Source organism: Arthrobacter sp. Hor0625, from assembly GCF_052567525.1.
The window spans coordinates 2511815-2530940 of sequence record NZ_CP199586.1 but is presented as its reverse complement, the minus strand read 5'-3'; the positions used below and the strand labels follow the sequence as shown (position 1 = coordinate 2530940).

At 70.0% G+C, this 19126-nt stretch carries 19 protein-coding genes; 5 read left to right on the top strand and 14 right to left on the bottom strand.

Annotated features, from left to right (window positions below; genetic code table 11):
* The first annotated feature begins 28 nt into the window (after positions 1–28).
* The gene (locus ACTWLI_RS11670) at positions 29–796 is read left to right on the top strand and encodes a VTT domain-containing protein (protein WP_445156170.1); all 768 of its coding nucleotides are present in this window, start codon (positions 29–31) and stop codon (positions 794–796) included.
* Positions 797–880: 84 nt separating this feature from the next.
* On the opposite strand, the gene rdgB is transcribed toward ACTWLI_RS11670, so the two are convergent.
* The 6 genes from rdgB to clpS form a co-directional block, all read right to left on the bottom strand.
* On the bottom strand, positions 881–1555 hold the full coding sequence (rdgB, locus tag ACTWLI_RS11665) for an RdgB/HAM1 family non-canonical purine NTP pyrophosphatase (protein WP_445154002.1): 675 nt from the start codon (positions 1553–1555) through the stop codon (positions 881–883).
* Positions 1552–2310: a ribonuclease PH gene (gene rph / locus ACTWLI_RS11660; protein ID WP_056738652.1), complete on the bottom strand. Its 759-nt coding sequence runs from the start codon at positions 2308–2310 to the stop codon at positions 1552–1554. Before rph ends, rdgB begins: the two co-directional genes overlap by 4 nt.
* A 79-nt stretch (positions 2311–2389) precedes the next feature.
* A complete protein-coding gene (locus ACTWLI_RS11655) occupies positions 2390–3187 on the bottom strand; it encodes an MBL fold metallo-hydrolase (RefSeq protein WP_445154001.1) in 798 nt (265 codons plus the stop codon).
* A complete protein-coding gene (gene murI, locus ACTWLI_RS11650) occupies positions 3184–4245 on the bottom strand; it encodes a glutamate racemase (RefSeq protein ID WP_445154000.1) in 1062 nt (353 codons plus the stop codon). Before murI ends, ACTWLI_RS11655 begins: the two co-directional genes overlap by 4 nt.
* 89 nt (positions 4246–4334) lie before the next feature.
* Positions 4335–4895 (bottom strand): DUF2017 domain-containing protein, encoded by a 561-nt coding sequence (locus ACTWLI_RS11645; protein WP_445153999.1) that lies wholly within the window; start codon positions 4893–4895, stop codon positions 4335–4337.
* A complete protein-coding gene (clpS, locus tag ACTWLI_RS11640) occupies positions 4888–5247 on the bottom strand; it encodes an ATP-dependent Clp protease adapter ClpS (protein WP_056738201.1) in 360 nt (119 codons plus the stop codon). Before clpS ends, ACTWLI_RS11645 begins: the two co-directional genes overlap by 8 nt.
* 189 nt (positions 5248–5436) lie before the next feature.
* Between clpS and ACTWLI_RS11635 the strand changes: the two genes are divergently transcribed.
* The 3 genes from ACTWLI_RS11635 to ACTWLI_RS11625 all read left to right on the top strand — a co-directional run bounded on the left by ACTWLI_RS11635 (position 5437) and on the right by ACTWLI_RS11625 (position 7822).
* On the top strand, positions 5437–6765 hold the full coding sequence (locus tag ACTWLI_RS11635) for a nicotinate phosphoribosyltransferase (protein ID WP_445153998.1): 1329 nt from the start codon (positions 5437–5439) through the stop codon (positions 6763–6765).
* Complete coding sequence (locus ACTWLI_RS11630; protein WP_445153997.1) at positions 6766–7404, top strand: isochorismatase family protein; 639 nt, start codon at positions 6766–6768, stop codon at positions 7402–7404.
* Between the two features lie 73 nt (positions 7405–7477).
* Positions 7478–7822, top strand: a complete 345-nt coding sequence (locus tag ACTWLI_RS11625) for a hypothetical protein (RefSeq protein ID WP_445153996.1) — start codon at positions 7478–7480, stop codon at positions 7820–7822.
* A 60-nt stretch (positions 7823–7882) separates the two neighbouring features.
* Here the strand turns inward: ACTWLI_RS11625 and ACTWLI_RS11620 are convergent, their stop codons facing one another.
* The 8 genes from ACTWLI_RS11620 to ACTWLI_RS11585 form a co-directional block, all read right to left on the bottom strand.
* Positions 7883–9670, bottom strand: coding sequence for a DEAD/DEAH box helicase (locus tag ACTWLI_RS11620; protein ID WP_056738198.1), 1788 nt, complete (start codon positions 9668–9670; stop codon positions 7883–7885).
* A gap of 169 nt (positions 9671–9839) precedes the next feature.
* Entirely contained in the window at positions 9840–10145 is a 306-nt protein-coding gene (locus ACTWLI_RS11615) for a DUF3039 domain-containing protein (RefSeq protein WP_056738648.1), read from the bottom strand.
* A 152-nt stretch (positions 10146–10297) separates the two neighbouring features.
* A complete protein-coding gene (gene nagB / locus ACTWLI_RS11610) occupies positions 10298–11080 on the bottom strand; it encodes a glucosamine-6-phosphate deaminase (RefSeq protein ID WP_445153995.1) in 783 nt (260 codons plus the stop codon).
* Positions 11081–11132: 52 nt separating this feature from the next.
* The gene (locus tag ACTWLI_RS11605) at positions 11133–12704 is read right to left on the bottom strand and encodes a transporter (RefSeq protein WP_445153994.1); all 1572 of its coding nucleotides are present in this window, start codon (positions 12702–12704) and stop codon (positions 11133–11135) included.
* Positions 12686–13465: an ABC transporter ATP-binding protein gene (locus ACTWLI_RS11600; protein WP_445153993.1), complete on the bottom strand. Its 780-nt coding sequence runs from the start codon at positions 13463–13465 to the stop codon at positions 12686–12688. Before ACTWLI_RS11600 ends, ACTWLI_RS11605 begins: the two co-directional genes overlap by 19 nt.
* Before the next feature lie 96 nt (positions 13466–13561).
* Positions 13562–14662, bottom strand: a complete 1101-nt coding sequence (locus ACTWLI_RS11595) for an NADH:flavin oxidoreductase/NADH oxidase (RefSeq protein WP_445153992.1) — start codon at positions 14660–14662, stop codon at positions 13562–13564.
* On the bottom strand, positions 14662–15675 hold the full coding sequence (locus ACTWLI_RS11590; RefSeq protein WP_445153991.1) for a co-chaperone YbbN: 1014 nt from the start codon (positions 15673–15675) through the stop codon (positions 14662–14664). Before ACTWLI_RS11590 ends, ACTWLI_RS11595 begins: the two co-directional genes overlap by 1 nt.
* Positions 15676–15800: 125 nt before the next feature.
* Complete coding sequence (locus tag ACTWLI_RS11585) at positions 15801–17537, bottom strand: hypothetical protein (RefSeq protein ID WP_445153990.1); 1737 nt, start codon at positions 17535–17537, stop codon at positions 15801–15803.
* A gap of 203 nt (positions 17538–17740) precedes the next feature.
* Between ACTWLI_RS11585 and ACTWLI_RS11580 the strand changes: the two genes are divergently transcribed.
* Entirely contained in the window at positions 17741–19096 is a 1356-nt protein-coding gene (locus ACTWLI_RS11580) for an AI-2E family transporter (protein WP_445153989.1), read from the top strand.
* Positions 19097–19126: the final 30 nt, after the last annotated feature.

The window sequence follows — 19126 nt, the reverse complement described above, 5'->3', positions numbered from 1 at the left end:
GTACCCTTTAAGGGTGAACCCTTACACCTTGCACGACTTTGCCGTGTCCACTTTCGGCGGCGCCGGACCGGTCCAGCCGCACCTGGCCTCGTTCCTGCCCGACTGGCTCAATCCCCAGGTCTTCCTGGCCGATCCGGCCCTGGCACCCTGGGTTGTCGTGCTGGTCTGCGGCATCATCTTCGCCGAAACGGGCCTGCTGGTCGGATTCTTCCTGCCCGGGGATTCGATGCTGTTCACCGCCGGCCTGCTGGTCGCGACGGGGACCATCCAGTTCAACATCTGGGCGTTCGCGGCGCTGATCATCGCCTCCGCGATCGTGGGCAACCAGACCGGCTACCTGATCGGCTCCAAGGCCGGTCCGGCGATCTTCAACAAGCCGGATTCAAAGCTGTTCAAGCGGGAAAACGTCGAAAGCGCCCACGCCTTCTTCGAAAAGCACGGCGGCAAGGCGCTGATCCTCGCCCGCTTCGTCCCGATCATCCGCACCTTCGTCCCGGTGATCGTCGGCGTGGCGCAGATGAGCAAGCGGAAGTTCTTCCTCTACAACGTCGTCGGTGCCGTGCTCTGGGGCGGCGGCGTCACCCTGCTCGGCTACCTGCTCGGCGACACGGTGCCGTGGGTGCGCGACAACCTGGACATCATCTTCATCGCGATCGTGCTCGTCTCGGTCATCCCGATCGGCATCGAGGTCATCCGCGGCCTCATTGCCAAGCGCCAGTCCGAGAAGTACGGCACCGGCCTGGTCGAGGAGTTCATCGAGGAGCACGAGCCGGAGGAAGAGCGCAAGACGCCCTGACCCCGCGCCGCGGTTACTAGGTCATCACGCCCAAAAGGATGGCGCCCCACACAGATGGGGCGCCATCCTTTTTTGAGCCGTCGGCTACCTGGCCGCCAGTGCCTCCACGATCGCCGGCAGCAGCGCACGGAAGGCGTGCCCGCGGTGGCTGATCGCGTTCTTTTCCGCCTGGCTGAGTTCGGCGCAGCTGCGGTCCAGGCCGCTCGGCTGCAGCACCGGGTCGTAGCCGAAACCGCCCGCCCCGCGTGGTTCCCGCAGCAGCGTGCCCTCCAGCTGGCCGTACTCCACCACTTCGCGCGCCTCCCCGCCGGCGGTGGCGGGAACAGCCAGGGCCGCGGCGCACACGAATGCCGCGCCGCGGTATTCGTCGGGCACGTCGGAGAGCTGGTCCAGCAGCAGCTGCAGGTTTGCCGCGTCGTCGCCGTGCCGGCCCGCCCAGCGGGCAGAGAAGATCCCGGGCGCACCGCCCAGGACGTCCACGGCGAGGCCGGAGTCGTCGGCGATCGCGACCAGCCCGGTGGCCTCTGCAACCGCCCGGGCCTTGAGCAGTGAGTTCTCGGCGAAGGTGACACCGGATTCGACGACGTCGGGCGCGCCGACCGCGCCGGCATCCACCACCTGGGTGTCGACGTCGAGGCCGGGCAGCTGCCCGCGCAGCAGCTCGCGGAGTTCCTTCAGCTTGCCCTGGTTGTGGGTGGCTAGGACGAGGACCGGCCCGCCGTGCCCGACGGCCGGATTCCCGGCGGGGTTGCCGCTCACGGGGCCTCGGCCAGGGTGTCGCGCTGGATCGCGGCGAGCTGCCCGGTGCCGATCAGGGCCAGGTCCAGGAGCTTGTTCAGTTCATCACGGTCGAACGGGGCCCCCTCGGCCGTGCCCTGGACCTCGACGAACTTGCCCGAACCGGTCACGACGACGTTCATGTCGGTCTCGGCGCGGACGTCTTCGACGTAGGGCAGGTCCAGCATCGGAACGCCGTCGATGATGCCGACCGAGACGGCCGCGATGGTGTCCACGAGGGGCTCGGCGTTGCGCGCGATCAGTTTGTTGTCCCGGGCGAAGCGGATCGCCTCGGCGAGCGCGACGTAGGCGCCGGTGATCGCGGCGGTGCGGGTGCCGCCGTCGGCCTGCAGCACATCGCAGTCCAGCACAATGGTGTTCTCGCCCAGGGCCTTGGTGTCGATGATGGAGCGCAGCGAGCGGCCGATCAGCCGGGAGATCTCGTGGGTGCGGCCGCCGATCTTGCCCTTGACCGATTCCCGTGCCGAGCGGGTGTTGGTGGCCCGCGGCAGCATCGCGTACTCGGCGGTGACCCAGCCGCGGCCTTCGCCCTTGAGCCAGCGCGGAACCCCTTCGGTCAGCGACGCCGTGCACAGCACCCGGGTGTTGCCGAACTCGATCAGGGCCGAACCCTCGGCCTGCTTGGACCAGCCGCGGGTAATGCTGATCGGGCGGAGCTGGTCGGGCGTGCGGCCGTCGGCACGGAGAACGGGGGCGGTAAGGGCTTCGGAAGTCATGCCTTCCAGCATATCGATCCCGGGCGCCGCCGGCCTCCCGCGGGGCACAGCACCGGGGACCGTGGGGCCGCGGCGCGGCTCAGACGGTGTAGTGCACGCCGGCGACGGCGACGGCCACCTGCGGGCCAAAGACCTCGCGGGCCTCCGCCATCACGGTGGTCGGGGACGTCCAGACCGGGATGTGAGTGAGCAGGAGCCGCCGGGCGCCGGCGGCCACGGCCGCTTCGGCGGCCCGTTTGCCGGTCAGGTGCACGTCCTTGATGCCGTCGTCGCGGCCTTCCTCGAACGCGGCCTCGCAGAGGAACAGGTCCGCGTCCCGGGCGGCGTCCTCAAGCCCGGTGCAGGAGTCGGTGTCGCCCGAGTAGCTCAGTACCCGGGTGGCGGGGACCCCGTCCTTGTCCGGTTCGGTGACCTCCACCCGGAGGGCGTAGGCCTCCTCCACCGGGTGGTTCACCGCGTAGGGGGTGACGGTGAACGGACCCATGGTGACCGGCTTACGCTCGGACCAGTTGCTGAAGTCGAATTCCTCGTGCATGCCCGGGTCCAGCTCCAGCCCGTAGGCGGTCGCCATCCGGTCCGCCGTGGCCGCCGGTCCCCAGACCGGGATCCGGCCCCGACCCCAGCCACCCGGCTTCCAGCGCACCGCGACGTGCAGGCCGCACAGGTCCATGCAGTGGTCCGGGTGCAGGTGCGTGAGGAAAATCGCGTCGATGTCCTCGAGGTCGGTGTAGCGCTGGATGGCGCCCAGGGCGCCGCTGCCCAGGTCCAGCACGATCTTCCAGCTCCGCTCGCCGTCGTGTGCGGTCAGCAGGTAGCAGGACGCCGGCGAGCCCGGGCCCGGGAAGGACCCGGTGCAGCCCACGATGGTCAGCTTCACAGGCCGGACCCCCGGAGGCCGGCCGCAGGCACGGCAATTTCCTGAGGCGCATTGTCCGGGGCGTCAAAAGCGGAGACGAAGTTGGAGGTCCGCGGCCGCCGCGAACCGGCCTGCGCGGCGGCGATCATCTCCGGGGTGATCCGGGCCAGGCTCCCGGTGGGGTACTGCGCGGCGACGTGGTCCACGTGCCGGACGCTGAGGACCTCGGGCCCGAGGAACCGCCGGGCCAGGTGCTCGAACTGCGCGGCGTCGCCGGTGGCGATGAAGTGGTGTTCCGGTGCGGTCGCACCGCTGCGCTCCAGGCCGCGGGATGCGAGCGCACGGTAGACGTCCTTGGCGGTTTCCTCCGCGCTGGAGACGAGGGTGACGTCCTCCCCCATGACATAGGAGATCACTCCGGTCAGCAGCGGGTAGTGGGTGCAGCCCAGCACCACGGTGTCCACGCCGGCGGCTTTCAGCGGGGCCAGGTAGTCGCGGGCCACGGCGAGCAGCTCCGGCCCGGTGGTGATGCCGGCCTCGACATAGGACACGAACGCCGGGCAGGCCGCGGAGGTGATCTGCAGGTCCGGGGCGGCTGCGAAGGTGTCCTCGTAGGCGCGGGAGCCGACGGTCGCGGACGTGCCGATCACCCCGATCCGGCCGCTGCGGGTGGCCGAGACGGCACGCCGGACGGCGGGCTGGATCACCTCGATCACCGGAATCCCGTACCGCGCGGTATAGCGTTCCCGGGCGTCCCGCAGCACGGCAGCCGACGCGGAGTTGCAGGCGATCGTCAGCAGCTTGACCCCGGAATCCACCAGTTCATCCATCACGCCGAGCGCGTTGGCGCGGACCTCGGCGATGGGCAGCGGCCCGTATGGCCCGTTGGCGGTGTCGCCCACGTAGAGGATGGACTCGTTGGGAAGCTGGTCGATGATCGACCGTGCCACCGTGAGGCCGCCGACGCCGGAGTCGAACACGCCGATCGGGCGCTCCCCCGGCAGCGCATTTCCGGCGCCGCCCGTTGCGGTCTCCGCCGGGGCCTGGGCTGACGGATCCGTGCTGGATGCTGAAGTCATGATTATTCGAGGATAGGGCAACGCCCAGTCCCGGCCAGCACATTGTGTCCGAGACCTCGTGTCTGATGGGTCACAGGAAAACGGGAGGTCTACGCCTCGAGCGAGGCGAGCATGGCCTGGACCAGGGATTCCTGCAGCCACGTCGTGAAGTTGTACACCAGCGCCAGGTAGCTCTCGACGTCCTCGGCCTGGGACCAGTCCTGCATCCGGTGCACGTGCTCGGCGTCGGCGTCGTCGCGGATGTCGAGCCGTTCGGCCAGCACCAGCCGGACGTCGTTGAGCGCGGTGGACCAGTGCCGGGCGTCCGCGGCGGTGAGCACCAGCTCGTCCTTGTCCAGGCCCAGCGACGCCGCCTTCAACGCCCCGATCTTGTTCTCCCGCAGGGAGCGCTCGGTGTAGCGGCGGAACTCCAGGGACGCCTCGTCGTCGTCACGCGAGACGTTCGGCAGCAGGCGCCGCACGGCACGGTCCGACGGTTCGCGCGCCTCGCTGTCCAGCCCGACGAGGGCAGCCAACGGGTCCTGGCTGGCGGCCTCGGCGGGCTCCAGCATGGAGATGACGTCGTCGAACAGGCTGCGCAGCAGTTCCCGCTCGGCCGGTTCCAGGTAACCGGTGATGCCCTTGAGCCCGTACTTGAATGCCTTAGCCACGTTTTCCTTTGCCCTTGCCGGAACCGGCGCCGCCCTCGGCCTTCTCCACCGTGGCCCACAGCCCGAAGCCGTGCATCGCCACCGCGTGCTGTTCCACCTGCTCCTTGCTTCCGTGCGCCACGATCGACCGGCCCTTCTTGTGGACCTCCAGCATCAGCTTGTTGGCCTTGGCCTCGGAGTAGCCGAAGTAGCTGCGGAAGACGTAGCTGACGTAGCTCATCAGGTTCACCGGATCATTCCAGATCACGAGGTTCCACGGGATGTCCGGGGCGGTAAGCACGTCGGTCGACGCCGCCGTTCCGGTCTGGGTGCCGGCCTGGGTGTCAGGGCCGAGCGCAACGCTGAGAGTCATCTGTCCATTCTAGGGCGAGGGTGGGGCCCCGAAGCGAGACGAGGGAGCCGGTGGGTGGGCCCACACCGGCGAGGGCCCCGCGGCGAAGCGAAGCGAGACGAGGGAGCCGGTGGGTGGGCCCACACCGGCGAGGGCCCCGCGGCGAAGCGAAGCGAGACGAGGGAGCCGGTGGGGACTAGAGTAAATTTCGTGAGTACCTCAGCTGGCTGGGACCATCCCCGCACGTCCCTGTACACCGACCACTACGAGCTGACCATGCTGCAGGCCGCGCTGCACTCCGGCGCCGCCCACCGGAAGTCGGTATTCGAGGCCTTCGCCCGGCGGCTGCCGGACGGCCGCCGGTACGGCATCGTTGCCGGCACCGGCCGGCTGCTGGAGGGTATCGCCGCCTTCCGCTTCGGCGACGAGGAGATCGAGTTCCTGCGCCGGACCCAGGTGGTTAACGACGAAACCCTGGAGTACCTGGCCAACTTCTCGTTCTCGGGTGACATCTGGGGCTACGCGGAGGGCGAGGCCTACTTCCCCAACTCCCCCATCCTGATCGTCGAATCCACCTTCGCCGAGGCCTGCATCCTCGAGACGTACATCCTCTCGATCCTGAACCACGACAGCGCGATCGCCTCCGCCGCGTCCCGGATGATCTCCGCCGCCGGCACCCGCCCGTGCGTGGAAATGGGTTCCCGCCGGACCCAGGAGGAATCCGCCGTCGCCGCGGCCCGGGCCGCCGTGATCGCCGGCTTCGCCAGCACCTCGAACCTTGAGGCCGGCCGGCGCTACGGGATCAAGACGGTCGGGACCGCCGCCCACTCATTCACCCTTTTGCATGACACCGAGCGGGACGCCTTCGAGGCGCAGCTCGCCTCGATGGGCGCCTCCACCGCACTGCTGGTGGATACCTACGACGTCGAGGCGGCGGTCCGCACCGCCGTCGAACTGGCTGGCGACAAGCTCGGGGCGGTGCGCCTGGACTCCGGGGACCTCGTGGCGCAGGCGCAGTGGGTCCGCCAACTGCTGGATGACCTGGGCAACGTCAACACCCGGATCATCGTCACCTCCGACCTGGACGAGTTCGCCATCGCCGCCCTGCAGTCGGCGCCGGTGGACTCCTACGGGGTCGGGACCTCGCTCGTCACCGGCTCCGGGGCGCCCACGGCCAGCATGGTCTACAAGCTGGTCAGCCGCACCAACGACGACGGCGAATTCGTCGCCGTAGCCAAGGCTGCCAAGAACAAGGCCAGCAAGGGCGGCCGGAAGTACGCCCTCCGCCGGCTCAACGAGCGCGGCACGGCGACCCAGGAAATCGTCGGCATCGGGCACCGGCCGGAGGACGACGGCAATGACCGGCCGCTACTGCACCAGTTCATCAAGAACGGCGAACTGCTGCCCGGCTGGACCGGCCCCGAGGGCGTGGTCCGGGCCCGGCAGCGGCACGCGGACAGCATGACGGAACTGCCCGCGGTGGTCAACCGGCTGCAGCGCGGCGAAGCGGCCATCCCCACCATCTACGAGGAGGACTGAATGTCACGCGCCCTGATCATCGTTGACGTGCAGAACGATTTCTGCGAGGGCGGCGCGCTCCCGGTGGAGGGCGGGGCCGCGCTGGCTGCCGAAATCAGCGAGTACGTCGACGCCCACCACGGGCAGTTCGACCACGTCGTGGCCACCCAGGACTGGCACATCGAACCCGGGGCCCATTTCTCCGACGAGCCCGACTTCGTCGACAGCTGGCCGCCGCACTGCGTCGCCGGCACCCGCGGCGCCGAACTGCACCCGGACCTGGACACCGAATACATCCAGGCGTATTTCCGCAAAGGCCAGTTCACCGCGGCCTACTCCGGCTTCGAGGGGCTGCTCGCCCCGGACGACGCTGTGCCCACCGGCGACCGCGCCCCCGGTTCGCTGCCGGTTGCCGGCCCGGCCGGCAGCCAGGAGGCGGACGACGACGCCATCGGCCTGGACGACTGGCTGCAGAGCCACGACGTCGAGGAGGTGGTGGTCGTGGGCATCGCCACCGACCACTGCGTGAAGGCGACCGCCCTGGACGCGGTGCAGGCCGGGTATTCCGTGACCGTCCCTCGCGGGCTGACGGTGGGGATCGCCGAAGATCTCGACGACGCCTTCGCCGAGATGGAACTCGGCGGCGTCGACATCGTCTGAGCCCGCCGGCCCGAACCACAGTAGACTCGGAATCCTTGCCAGTAACGCCTGACCGTATAACCCGGAGTACACCATGAAAAAGACCCTGTCCGTCCTGATCGCTGCCGGGACCCTGCTCGGCGCAGCCGCCTGCTCGGCTCCGCAGATGACCAGCGAGGAGACCTGCTCCCGCGTCAAGGCGATCACCACCTCGCCGACCTCCAGCTCGGACAAGTTCGGCATGACGCGGCTGGCCAACCAGATCCGTCCGATTGAGGCGACCGCTTCGGAAGAGCTGCAGGATCCGCTGCAGTCGATCGTGGACTATCTGGACGAGGCCGCCAAGAAGGAACCGGACACGGCCAAGCTCGATGAACTGAAGGCCGGGTACACCGCGGCGGGCCAGAAGCTCTCGCAGACCTGCGGCGCCGCCCAGTAGCGGCAGGCGCCAGCCGACGAAAAAGGGACCGGTCACCCGGTCCCTTTTTCGTGCCCATTACTATTTCCGGCCGATAAACCAGTCTTGGAGTTTGCGGAGCCGGCTCTGCAGCTGCTCCTCGTTCGCCTGGGCCACGGGCGGGCCGCCGCAGACCGTGCGGAGCTTGGTGTGGATGACCCCGTGCGGGGTGCCGGTGCGCGCGGACCAGGCGGCGACGTTCTTGGCCAGTTCGGTCCGCAGGTCCATCAGCATCCGGTGGTCCGGCACCGCGGGCGCCGGCTCGGCTGCCGCTGCAGACTGCGGGGAGCGCTTGTTCTTGCGGCTGAGCTGTTCGTGCTGGCGCTGGCGCAACAGGGTGCCGACCTGTTCGGCGTCGAGCAGGCCGGGGATGCCGAGGAAGTCCAGCTCGTCCTCGGAGCCGACCTCGCCGCCGGTGCCGAATTCGCCGCCGTCGAACAGTACCCGGTCAAAGGACGCCTGGGAGTCCAGGGCTTCGAACTTACCCTTCATCAGGGTGTCGGAGGCCTTCTCCTCCCGGTTGGCCTCGTCCATCAGCGAGTCCTCCGGGTTAAACAGCCCGTCGGCGTCCTCCTTTTCCGGGCGGTCCAAGGCGTGGTCGCGTTCGGCCTCCATCGAGTTGGCCAGCGCCATCAGCTGCGGCACGGAGGGCAGGAACACCGACGCCGTCTCGCCGCGCTTGCGGGCACGCACGAAGCGGCCGACGGCCTGGGCGAAGAACAGCGGGGTCGAGGTGGACGTCGCGTAGACGCCGACGGAGAGACGCGGAACGTCCACGCCTTCGGAGACCATCCGGACGGCGACCATCCAGCGCTTGTCGCCGGCGGAGAACTCCTCGATCTTGGACGAGGCCTTGGCGTCGTCGGAGAGGATCACGGTCGGTGATTCACCGGTGATCCTCTTCAACTGCCCGGCGTAGGCGCGCGCGTCCTCGTGGTCGGTGGCGATGACCAGGCCACCGGCGTCGGGCACGGTGCGCCGGACCTCGCTCAGGCGCTTGTCGGCCCCGGCCAGCACCGCCGGGATCCACTCCCCCGCCGGGTTCAGCGCGGTGCGCCAGGCCTGGGACGTAATGTCCTTGGTGACGGCGGCCTCGCCCAGGGAGGCGGCCATCTCATCCCCGGCGCTGGTCCGCCAGCGCATCTGGCCGGAGTAGGCCATGAACATCACCGGGCGGACCACGTGGTCCCGCAGGGCCTTGCCGTAGCCGTAGGTGTAGTCGGCCTTGGAGCGGCGGATGCCGTCGCGGTCCTCGGCGTATTCGACGAACGGGATCGGGGAGGTGTCCGAGCGGAAGGGCGTTCCGGTCAGCGCGAGCCGGCGCGCCGCGGGGTCGAAGGCCTCGCGGAGCCCATCGCCCCAGGACAGGGCCTCGCCTCCGTGGTGGATCTCATCCAGGATCACCAGCGTGCGGGCGGCCTCGGTCTTGGCCCGGTGCAGCATGGGCTTGCTGGCCACCTGGGCGTAGGTGACCGCGACGCCGATGAAGCCCCGGCCGTGCTGGCCGTCGGCGTTCTTGAAGTTGGGGTCGATGGCAATGCCCACACGCGCCGCAGCATCCGCCCACTGGCGCTTGAGGTGGTCTGTCGGGGCCACGATCGTCACCCGGTTGACCGTGCCGGCCTCGATCAGCATCGAGGCGACCCGCAGCGCGAAGGTGGTCTTACCGGCACCCGGCGTCGCGACCGCCAGGAAGTCCCTGGGGTGGGTGCTGAAGTAGCTGTCCAGCGCCTCCTGCTGCCAGGCGCGCAGCTTCGGCGCCGTGCCCCAGGCGGCCCGCTCGGGGTACGCCGGGGGCAGGACGGGTCCGCCAAAGAGTGTCTCTGTCACCTAGGGGCCCTCCGTCCCGCGCACCGCAGCCGGTCCCGGAGAAACCCAAATAAGCACAAAAACACCAATCTTCGTCGGATGAACGGGTCATCAGGAATGCAGGACCGCCGCCGGCCAGGGCCGCGGGCGCTACTGCAGAAAAACGTGGCCGGGCGTGCCCGGCTGCGGGCTACTCGCCGCCGTCGCCGCCCGGGCGGAGGCCCTCGTAGACCTCTTTGCACTCAGGGCAGACGGGGAACTTCTTCGGATCCCGGCCGGGCGTCCAGACCTTGCCGCACAGGGCGATGACGGGTTCGCCGGAGAGGGCCGATTCCATGATCTTTTCCTTGCGCACGTAGTGCGCGAAGCGCTCCCGGTCGCCCGGTTCCACTTCCTGGCGCAGCTCCTCGCGCTCGATCGTGGCCGTCGATGTGCCTGCTCCGGAGAGCTCGCGCATCGGGTCGGTGTCCGGGTTGTTGTCCAGGCTGTTTCGCATGTTGTTCTCCGGGTTGTTTCCCAGGGCGCTTTCCGGTGCTTCTTCCGGTGTCGTTTCCGGGGCGCTCATCACGGGATGCGTCTTGCTGGTCATGACACCCATCTTAGCCGCTGGCGCGGACAGAATCTCGACGCCGGACGCCGGCGCCGCCGCTAAAGCCCCTGCCAGCTGGGCTTGTGCTCGTAACTGTGCCGGTAGTAGTCGGCGAGTCGCAGGGAGGAAGCCGCCGCCTCGTCCAGCAGCACGGTGACGTGCGGATGCAGCTGCAGCACCGACGCCGGGCAGAGCGCCGCCACCGGGCCCTCGGCGAGATCGTGGACCGGCTGGGCCTTCCGCGCCCCGGTGGCCAGGAGGACAAGGTGCCGGGCCTCCAAAATGGTGCCGAGGCCCTGGGTGAGCACGTGCTGCGGGACCTCGGCCAGGGACCCGAAGAAGCGCGCATTGTCCCGGCGGGTCTGCTCGACGAGGGTCTTGATCCGGGTCCGGGACGCCAGCGAGGAACCGGGCTCGTTGAAGCCGACATGGCCGTCGGTGCCGAGCCCGAGCAGCTGCAGGTCCACTCCCCCGGCGTCCCGGATGGCGTCCTCGTAGGCGCTGCACGCCGCCGGTATGTCCGCCGCCTGGCCGTCGGGGCCGTGCACGTTCGCCGGGTCGATGTTCACGCGGGCGGTGAATTCCCGGCCGATCACGGACCTGAAGGATCCGGGATGTCCGGCGGGGAGCCCGGCATATTCATCCAGGATGAACGCCGTCGCCCGGCTGAAATCCAGGCCGCTGCCGGCGTGCCGCCGCCCGAGTTCCGCGTAGACCGGCAGCGGCGAGGTTCCGGCGGCAAGGCCCAGCACGGCGTCGGGCTTGCGCCGGAGCAGGGACTCGACGGCGTCCGCGGCGAGGTCGGCGACGGCTTTGGCGCCCGGAAGGATGACGACTTCCATGCAGAGCAGGCTACCCCCGGACCGGCCGGGCGGCCCGGGCCCTCGGACCCGGTCAGCGGTTGATGGCCAGCTGCGCCAGCAGTTCCGGGCTGCGGGCATCAAACCATCTGCCGCCCAGCCGCACGCCCACCGCGAAGAGGGCCAGGCCCAGGACCGGTCCCAGGATCAGGCAGGCCCAGCCGAAGACAGGGCCGCCGCCGGCCAGCTGCAACGCCACCAGCACCACCTCGGGGCTTACCAGCAGCAGCAGGACGGCCATGCCGCCGAACTGCACCGCCAGGGTCTGGGCCACGTTGCCCGGAGGCTTCTTGAACGGGCTGTCGCCGGGCAGCGGCACCGGCACGGTGTAGCGGGCGGACACCACCGAGGACAGCCCCAGCCCGCTGAACAGCACGCCCAGGGACAGGCCCACCAGGCCGGGCAGCAACTGCCACTGCCCGGTCAGGAACATCGGCGCGACGCTGAAGAGCAGCACGACGGGGAGGGCAAAGACCAGGCAGGCAGCGGCCCGTCCCAGCCGGTCGTCGACCCCGCGCACGCCGGTGGAGACGTGCAGCGCGAACGCGGTGCTGTCGTAGGAGACGTCCGAGGCGATCGACCACGCCAGCAGGAAGGCCGTCAACGGCCCGACAGCCTGCAGGATCCCGTAGAACCCGGTCTGGCTGGCTTGGAAGAACAGCAGGACCGGAAGCAGCGGCACCACCACCAGCGCGCCGGCGTAGCGCGGGTCCCGCAGCCAGTAGCTGAGGGAACGAGCCGCGACGGCGCCGGCCGGAGTGGCCGGGACCAGCCCGAAAACCCCCAGGCCGGAAGACTTTTTCTTCGCAGTGCCGGCGTAGGGCGGGGTCACGAGGGCCCGCAGCAGCAGCAGCTTCCACACCCAGGCCAGGGCGGCCAGGGTGGCGGCGGCGATCAGGAACTTCAGCGCCGCCTGCCAGTAGTTGCCGGCCGCGAGGTCGCCGCCGAGGGCCCAGGCGGCGCCGGCGGGGGTCCAGGCCAGGATCCGGGCCAGTTCAGCCAGGAAACCGGTGGAGGCAGCGATCTCCCGGCTGAGTCCGGCCAGGATCGGCCCCATCAGCACCAGCGGGATCAGGAAGGCGATCGCACTGGCGTCCTTGAACCGCCGCGAGCTCGCCAGGCCCGCCGTGCCGGCAGTGGCGACCTTGGAGACCACCACGCAGGTCAGCACGCCGAGCACCGCGCCGGCGAGGGCGCCGGCCGCAGCCGGAACGCCCCGCGACCAGGTGGCCACCGTGGCCAGGGCGACCAGCGACGTCGCGGCCCCCGGGATGCCGATCAGCCCGGCGAGTGCCAGGCCGGCCAGCAACTGCGGCATTGGCACCGCAAAGGTCGTGAAACGGGCCGGATCCAGGGTCATGTCGGCCGCGGAGGCAATGATCGGAACGATGGCCCAGCCCAGGACCGCGGCCGCGCCGCCCAGCACCACCACCGTCTGGGCGGTGGCGGCGTCGGCGGAGCGCAGCAGCACCAGCCCGGCGATGCCGGTTCCCACCAGCCCCAGGGCATAGAGCGTGCCGATCGCCAGGCCCACCAGCTGCCAGGGGCTGCGCCGCAGGCCGTTGCGCAGCAGGGTGAGCTTGAGCCTTAGAAGGTGCGCAACCATTCCAGCCCTTCCGCGTGGCTGCGGCCGCCCACCAGCTGGACGAAGCGGTCCTCCAGGGTTGCCCCGGCGCGCACCTCGTCGACGGTGCCGGCGGCCAGCACCCGCCCGTTGGCGACGACGGCGACGTGGTCGCACATGCGCTGCACCAGGTCCATGACGTGGCTGGAGACAATGACCGTGCCGCCCGAGGCCACGTAGCGGTCCAGGATGTCCCGGATGTTGGCGGCCGAGACCGGGTCGACGGACTCGAACGGCTCGTCCAGCACCAGGAGCCGGGGCGCGTGGATGAGTGCGGAGGCGAGGGCAATTTTCTTGGTCATGCCGGCGGAGTAGTCCACCACGAGGGTTCCGGCGTCCTGGCTGAGGTCCAGGGCCGCGAGCAGTTCCGCCACCCGGGACGCCACAATCTCCCGGTCCATGCCGCGCAGCAGGCCCGCATAGCTCACCAGCTGGGCGCCGGTCAGGCGGTCGAAGAGCCGGACGCCGTCGGGAAGGACACCCATCAGCTTCTTGGCCTCCAGCGGCCGGCGCCACACGTCCACCCCGTGGACCAGGGCGGTGCCGAAGTCCGGCCGGAGCAGCCCGGTGGCCATCGACAGGGTCGTCGTCTTGCCGGCGCCATTCGGTCCGACAATGCCGTAGAAGGAGCCCGCCGGAACGTCGAGGCTGATGCCGTCAACGGCGATCTTCGGGCCGAAGCGCTTGGCCAGTCCGCGCAGCGCCAATGCCGGGACCGGCCCGGACGGTTGATCGAAAGTCATGACGTTAGACTAACTGCCCACCGCCGCGAAACGGGTCGTCCGGAAGGGGTACTTCAGGCGTTCATCCCAGCGGACTACCCCGGCCCGGCCGGACCGCTAATACACGTGCCGCGGGATGGCGCGCTCGTACTGCGGCGGCCAGGCCAGCTCGTGCCCCAGTTCGAAGGCGGCGCGCAGCCACCAGTGCGGGTCCCGGAGCGCGGCCCGGGCGATGAACACCCCGTCCGCCTGTCCGGTGGCGACGGCGTGCTCGGCCTGCCCGGCCGAGGTCAGCAGGCCAACGGTGCCGGTCCGGACGCCGGCCTCGCGCCGGATCCGGGCACTGAAACCGGTCTGGTACCCCGGGCCCACCGGGATCGACTGGTGGGCCACGGCCCCGCCGCTGGACACGTCCACGAGGTCCACCCCGTGTTCCCCGGCGGCGCGTGCCAGCCGGACCGAGGTCTCGGCATCGATGCCCCCTTCGGCCCAGTCCGAGGCGGAGATACGCAGCAGCAGCGGCATGGAGTCGGGCATGACGTCCCGCACGGCGTCGACCACGGCGAGGGTCAGCCGGTTCCGGCCCGCCTCGCTGCCGCCCCAGCCATCCGTGCGGTCGTTGACGAGCGGGCTCTGGAACTGGTGTAGCAGGTACCCGTGCGCACCGTGGATCTCGATGGTGTCGAAGCCGGCGTCGACCGCCCGGACCGCGGCGGCGGCGAAGTCGGCGATCACGCCGTCGATCTCGGCCTCGGTCATCGCCGACGGCGGCGCGTAGCCGTCGAAAGCCCCGGTGCCCGGGCCCACGGTTTCCCAGCCGCCCTCGTCGGCCGGGACGGTGCCGGCTTTGCCGGAGAACGGCCAATAGGACGAGGCCTTGCGGCCGGCGTGCGCGAGCTGGGTGCCGATCTTGGCGCCGGCGCTGCCGTGCCGGTGCACGAAGGCGACGATCCGCTGCCAGGCTTCGGCCTGGCTGTCGTTGTACAGGCCGGCGTCGCGCGGGCTGATCCGACCGGCGGCGTTGACGGCGGCGGCCTCGGTCAGGATCAGGGCGGCGCCGCCGGTGGCGAAGGACCCGAGGTGCATCAGGTGCCAGTCGTTGGGTACGCCCTCACCGGTCTCCGGTTCGCAGCTGTACTGGCACATCGGCGACACCCAGCCGCGGTGCTCCAGCCGGAGCGAACGCAGCTCGAGGGGGCTGAAGAGAGCCGACCCCATCAGAACAGCACCCGCGCGAGGTTCTGGCGGGCCTTGGCGACCCGCGGATCGGAGGTGCCGACGACGTCGAACAGCTCAAGCAGGCGCACCCGGGCGGTTTCGCGTTCGGGGCCGAAGTTCCGGCCGATGAAGGCCACGATCCGGCCCAGGCCGTCCTCCACGTGGCCGCCGGCGACGTCCAGGTCGGCGACGGCGAGCTGTGCCTCCAGGTTGTCCGGTTCCTGCGCAGCGCGGCTGCGCACTGCCTCCGTCTCGGCGGCGGAGAGCGATTCCAGGCGGCCCATGAGCTCCACCTGCGCAAGCCCCGCCTTGGCTTCGGCGTCCGAGGGCATTTCGGTGAGCGCCTGGCGGTAGGCTGCCGCCGCGCCGGCATAGTCGCCGGCCTCGATGGCGTCGAAGGCTTTCTGGTGCAGCGGCGGCAGCGGCGGGGCCTCGGGCTCGGCGGTACCGGGGCCGCCCGCGCCGATCCGGCCGGTCACCCCGTTGGCCGCGGCGACCTTGAGCAGTTCATCGAACAGGCTGCGCACCTGCTGTTCGTCGGCGCCGCCCTGGAACAGCGGCACGGGCTGCCCCTTGACCACGGCGACGGCGGTGGGAACCGCCTGGACCTGGAAGGCCTGCGCGAGTGCGGGGAATGCTTCGATGTCGGCGGCGCCCAGGACGAGGCGCCCGGCGTAGCCTTCGACGATCTGTTCCAGCGCGTCCACCAGCTGCGCGGAGCCCGGGGAGTAACCGGCCCACAGCGCGATGACGACGGGGACCTGGGCGGAGAGGTCGACAAGTTCCTGGAAGTTGCCCTCGGTGACGTCGACCCGCAGCGGCGTGCCGGCGCTTCCCTCCGACGGGCCACCCTGGCCGCCGGGGCCGCCGGGGCCACCGGGGCCGGGCTGGCCCGGGGCGGCCGGCGCCGGCGGCGCGGGCCGCTGTTTGAGCGAGGAAAGGTCGACGGCGCCCCGCAGGTTCAGCGGGTTTGCGGCAGCTGGCGGGACCGGGCGGGAGGCTGGCGAAGTCATGACTCCACTCTATCCACTACGCCTGACGCGGCAACGACCGGGCCGCGGTTGCGGCCCGGTCGTTGGGGTGCTGTCCTATGCTGCGGTGCCGGTGCGGTACCGGCCCTGTCCTACGTGAACCGGTGCTACTTGAACTTGGCTCCCACCAGCCCGCGGGTGGCGGCAACCAGCTTCATCGGATCCTGGGAGCCGGCCGGCGGGACGTACACGGCCACGGACTCGGCGAAGCTCAGGACCATGCCGGTGCTGGTTTCCTTGCCCCCGGCCAGGGCCGCCGCGTCGCTGCCGATGGTGAGCTTGTCCCCGGAGTTCTTCGGCGTGCCGTCCAGCGCGAAGTTCAGCCGGCCCAGGACCAGTGCGCCGCCGTCGGCGGTCCGGAACACCACGGTGCTGGCCGGATCAACCTTGTGGCTGAAGGCGAACTTGCCGTTCTTGCCGGACGCCACGACGTCCTTCTGGTAGGCCAGGGTGTCCGCAATGTAGGGCGAGGACTTGCCCTCGGCCAGCTTGTCCTTGAAGCTCGAATCCGCCTTGGTGAGCCGGTCGGCGAGGCCGGACAGGGCCTCCTCGCCGCTGTACAGCAGACCGGACTTATCCGAGGCGGCCGGCGTTTCGGTGCCGCCGCGGTTGATGCCGGGGAAGGTGGTGCCCGGCTGCAGCGGTGTGGCGCCGACGAGCTTATAGTTCTCGCGGGCGGAGGCCTGGACCAGGGTCAGCAGCTGCGGCACGACGTTGCCGTCGCCCTGGGTGACGGCCATGACCTGGCGCGGCCATTCGCGGTTGTTGCTGACGACCGTGGTGAGCAGCTTCGTGGCGCGGACCGGCATGCGGGGTTCATAGCTGCCCACGCTGGACCGGATCTTATAGTTCTGCTTGCGCACCTCAAGCTCGGTCGAGCCGACGCGCGGCGCCAGCTTGGCGGCGTCCTTGGCCGCGTCGCCGGCGTTCACGGCGCTGGCAACCTGTTCGAGGATGCGGCGGAACTGGGCGTCGACCAGGACCGGCGTACCGGACTCCTGTGCGGCGGCGGAGGTTGCAGACGGCGAGGGTGCCGGGCTCTGGCTCGCCTGGGCGGCGACGCCGGTGCCGCCGACCGCGGCAGCGGTCAGCAGGGCGACCGCCGCTCCGGCACTGCCGGCCCGGGTGCGCTGGCTGGTGTGCCCGGTCTTGGCCTCGGGCCCCTCAGGAGCCGGGCTGGCGGGCAGGCCGTCCTTGGCCCCGCCGGCGGCCGTGCCGCCGCCCTTGCCGTTGCGCGCCTTGGGCTTGAGGACCAGCAGGGCAACCCCGGCCAGCACCAGCAGTCCGCCGAGCACCATCAGGGGGATGGCCCAGGGGGTGGCCGTGTCATTGGGGAACGTCATCGAGATGGAGGCGGGGGCGGGCTTCTTACCGTCCGCCGCCAGGAGGAGCGACCAGTCGCCGTCTGCTGGGGCGGTCCACGAGTAGTCGAGCTCACCGTTGGCGTTTTCCGTGGTCACCCACAGGTCCGAGCCGGCGGGCGAGGGCGCGCTGTCCTCTCCGTCAGTGTGGTCGAGCTGCAGTGACTTACCGTCCTCGGAGACGCCGGAGACCGTGTTGTGGGCGGTCTTGCCGACCCAGGCGTCGACGTCGTCCGGCCGGCCGGAGGCCAGCATGAAGCTGCCTTCGCCCTTGATGTGGATCTTCACCGTGCCGCCATGCAGGGTGCGCAGTTTCTCGTCAAAGACGGTCAGCGGGGCGGCGCTGCCGCCCGAGGGCGCGGTGGCGATGACGGTCTCGGCCGGAGCCCAGAACGTCTTCTGCCCGATCCCGGCCAGCAGTGTCAGGAGGCCGAGCAGCACAAGTGCAACTGCAGTCTTGAAACGCAAAATATTACCTATCATCAGCGGACACGTAGGTTTAAGAGTAACCGTTTTGTTACCTGCGAGTCAGATCGGGGCTGCCGCCTGTCGCCGGCGCGTGCCGTCAAAGACCCCGCCAACCCGCCAGTTCACGGGGCTGCTGATAGTGTTTGCGGTGATCATCACACCCTGCCCGCAACCGCGGTTCCGCAGGGAAACCGCAGACCAAAAAGGCATTCAACGCAGTGACTGAACCCACGGATTCCTCCCCCGCCGGACCAGCAGCCAGTCGGGAATCCGGTGGCCAGCCGCGCAGCCCGCAGGCGTCCGCCGCTCCGCTTCCCGCTCCGGGTGTTTCCGCCCCGGCTGTTTCCGCCCCGCGTGTGTCCCATCCGCGGGCGGCGGCGGCCGGGTTCCTGGTCTCCCTCGCCCGCCGGCTGCGGCAGCCGTTGCCCGGTGCCCAGCCGCGGCTGCGCTTCGAGATGCCCCCCGAGCATGAGGAGGAGCCCGGAACCGGGTCGGAGACCGGGGACACGGCGAAATTCGGCAACCCGGGCCCGCGGATGTCCGCCCAGCATCCGCTGTACGTCGGTTTCATGGGGACGGTCGGCGTCGGCGCCGCCCTGCTGGTGTACTGGATCGGTTCGAACACCACGCAGCTGCTGCTCTGGATCGTGACCGCCCTGTTCATCGCGCTGGGCCTTGATCCTGTGGTGCGCTGGCTCGAGGCCAAAAAGGTGCCCCGGCCCGCGGGCATCGTGGTCTCCGTGGCGGTCCTGGCCCTCGCGGTCACCGGATTCTTCGCCACCCTGATCCCCACCATCGTGCAGCAGGTCACCCAGATCGTGCGGGAGGCGCCGCACTGGATCCAGGACTTCATCGACTCCGATTTCTTCCGCTCGCTGGACAGCCAGTTCGGGGTCCGGGAGCGGATTACCCAGGAGCTGGAGAAGTTCGTCAACAACCCGGAGGCCATGGGCGGGATCTTCGGCGGCGTCGTCGGCTTCGGCTCGACCGTGGCCAACGGCCTGTTCGGTGCGCTGATTGTGCTGGTCCTCAGCCTGTACTTCCTCTCGGCCATGCCGTCCATGAAGAAGTGGGGCTACCGGCTGGCGCCGCGTTCGCGCCGGGCCAGGGTCGAGGCCCTGTCCGAGGAGATCACCGGCTCGGTCGGCAACTACGTCATCGGCCAGGTGTGCGTGGCGCTGCTCAACGCCACCTTCGCCTTCATCGTGATGTCGATCGTCGGCGTCCCGTTCGCGGTCCTGCTCGCCTTCGTCGTGGCCCTGCTGGCTTTCATTCCGCTGGTGGGCGGGATGATCGCCGGCGTCCTGGTGACGCTGATTTCGCTGACCGCCGGTTGGCAGACGGCCGTGGTGTACGCGATCTGCTACTTCGCCTACCTGCAGTTCGAGGCGTACTTCATCTCCCCGCGCATCATGCAGAAGGCCGTCGCGGTGCCCGGGGCGGTGGCCGTGATCTCGGTCATCGCCGGCGGCAGCGTGCTCGGCGTGCTGGGCGCCCTGATCGCCATTCCGACGGCGGCTGCCGTGATGCTGCTGGTGAAGGAAATCTTCATCGTCCGCCAGGACAAGCACTAGCGTTTCCGCGCCGGAAACGGACAGCCGCTG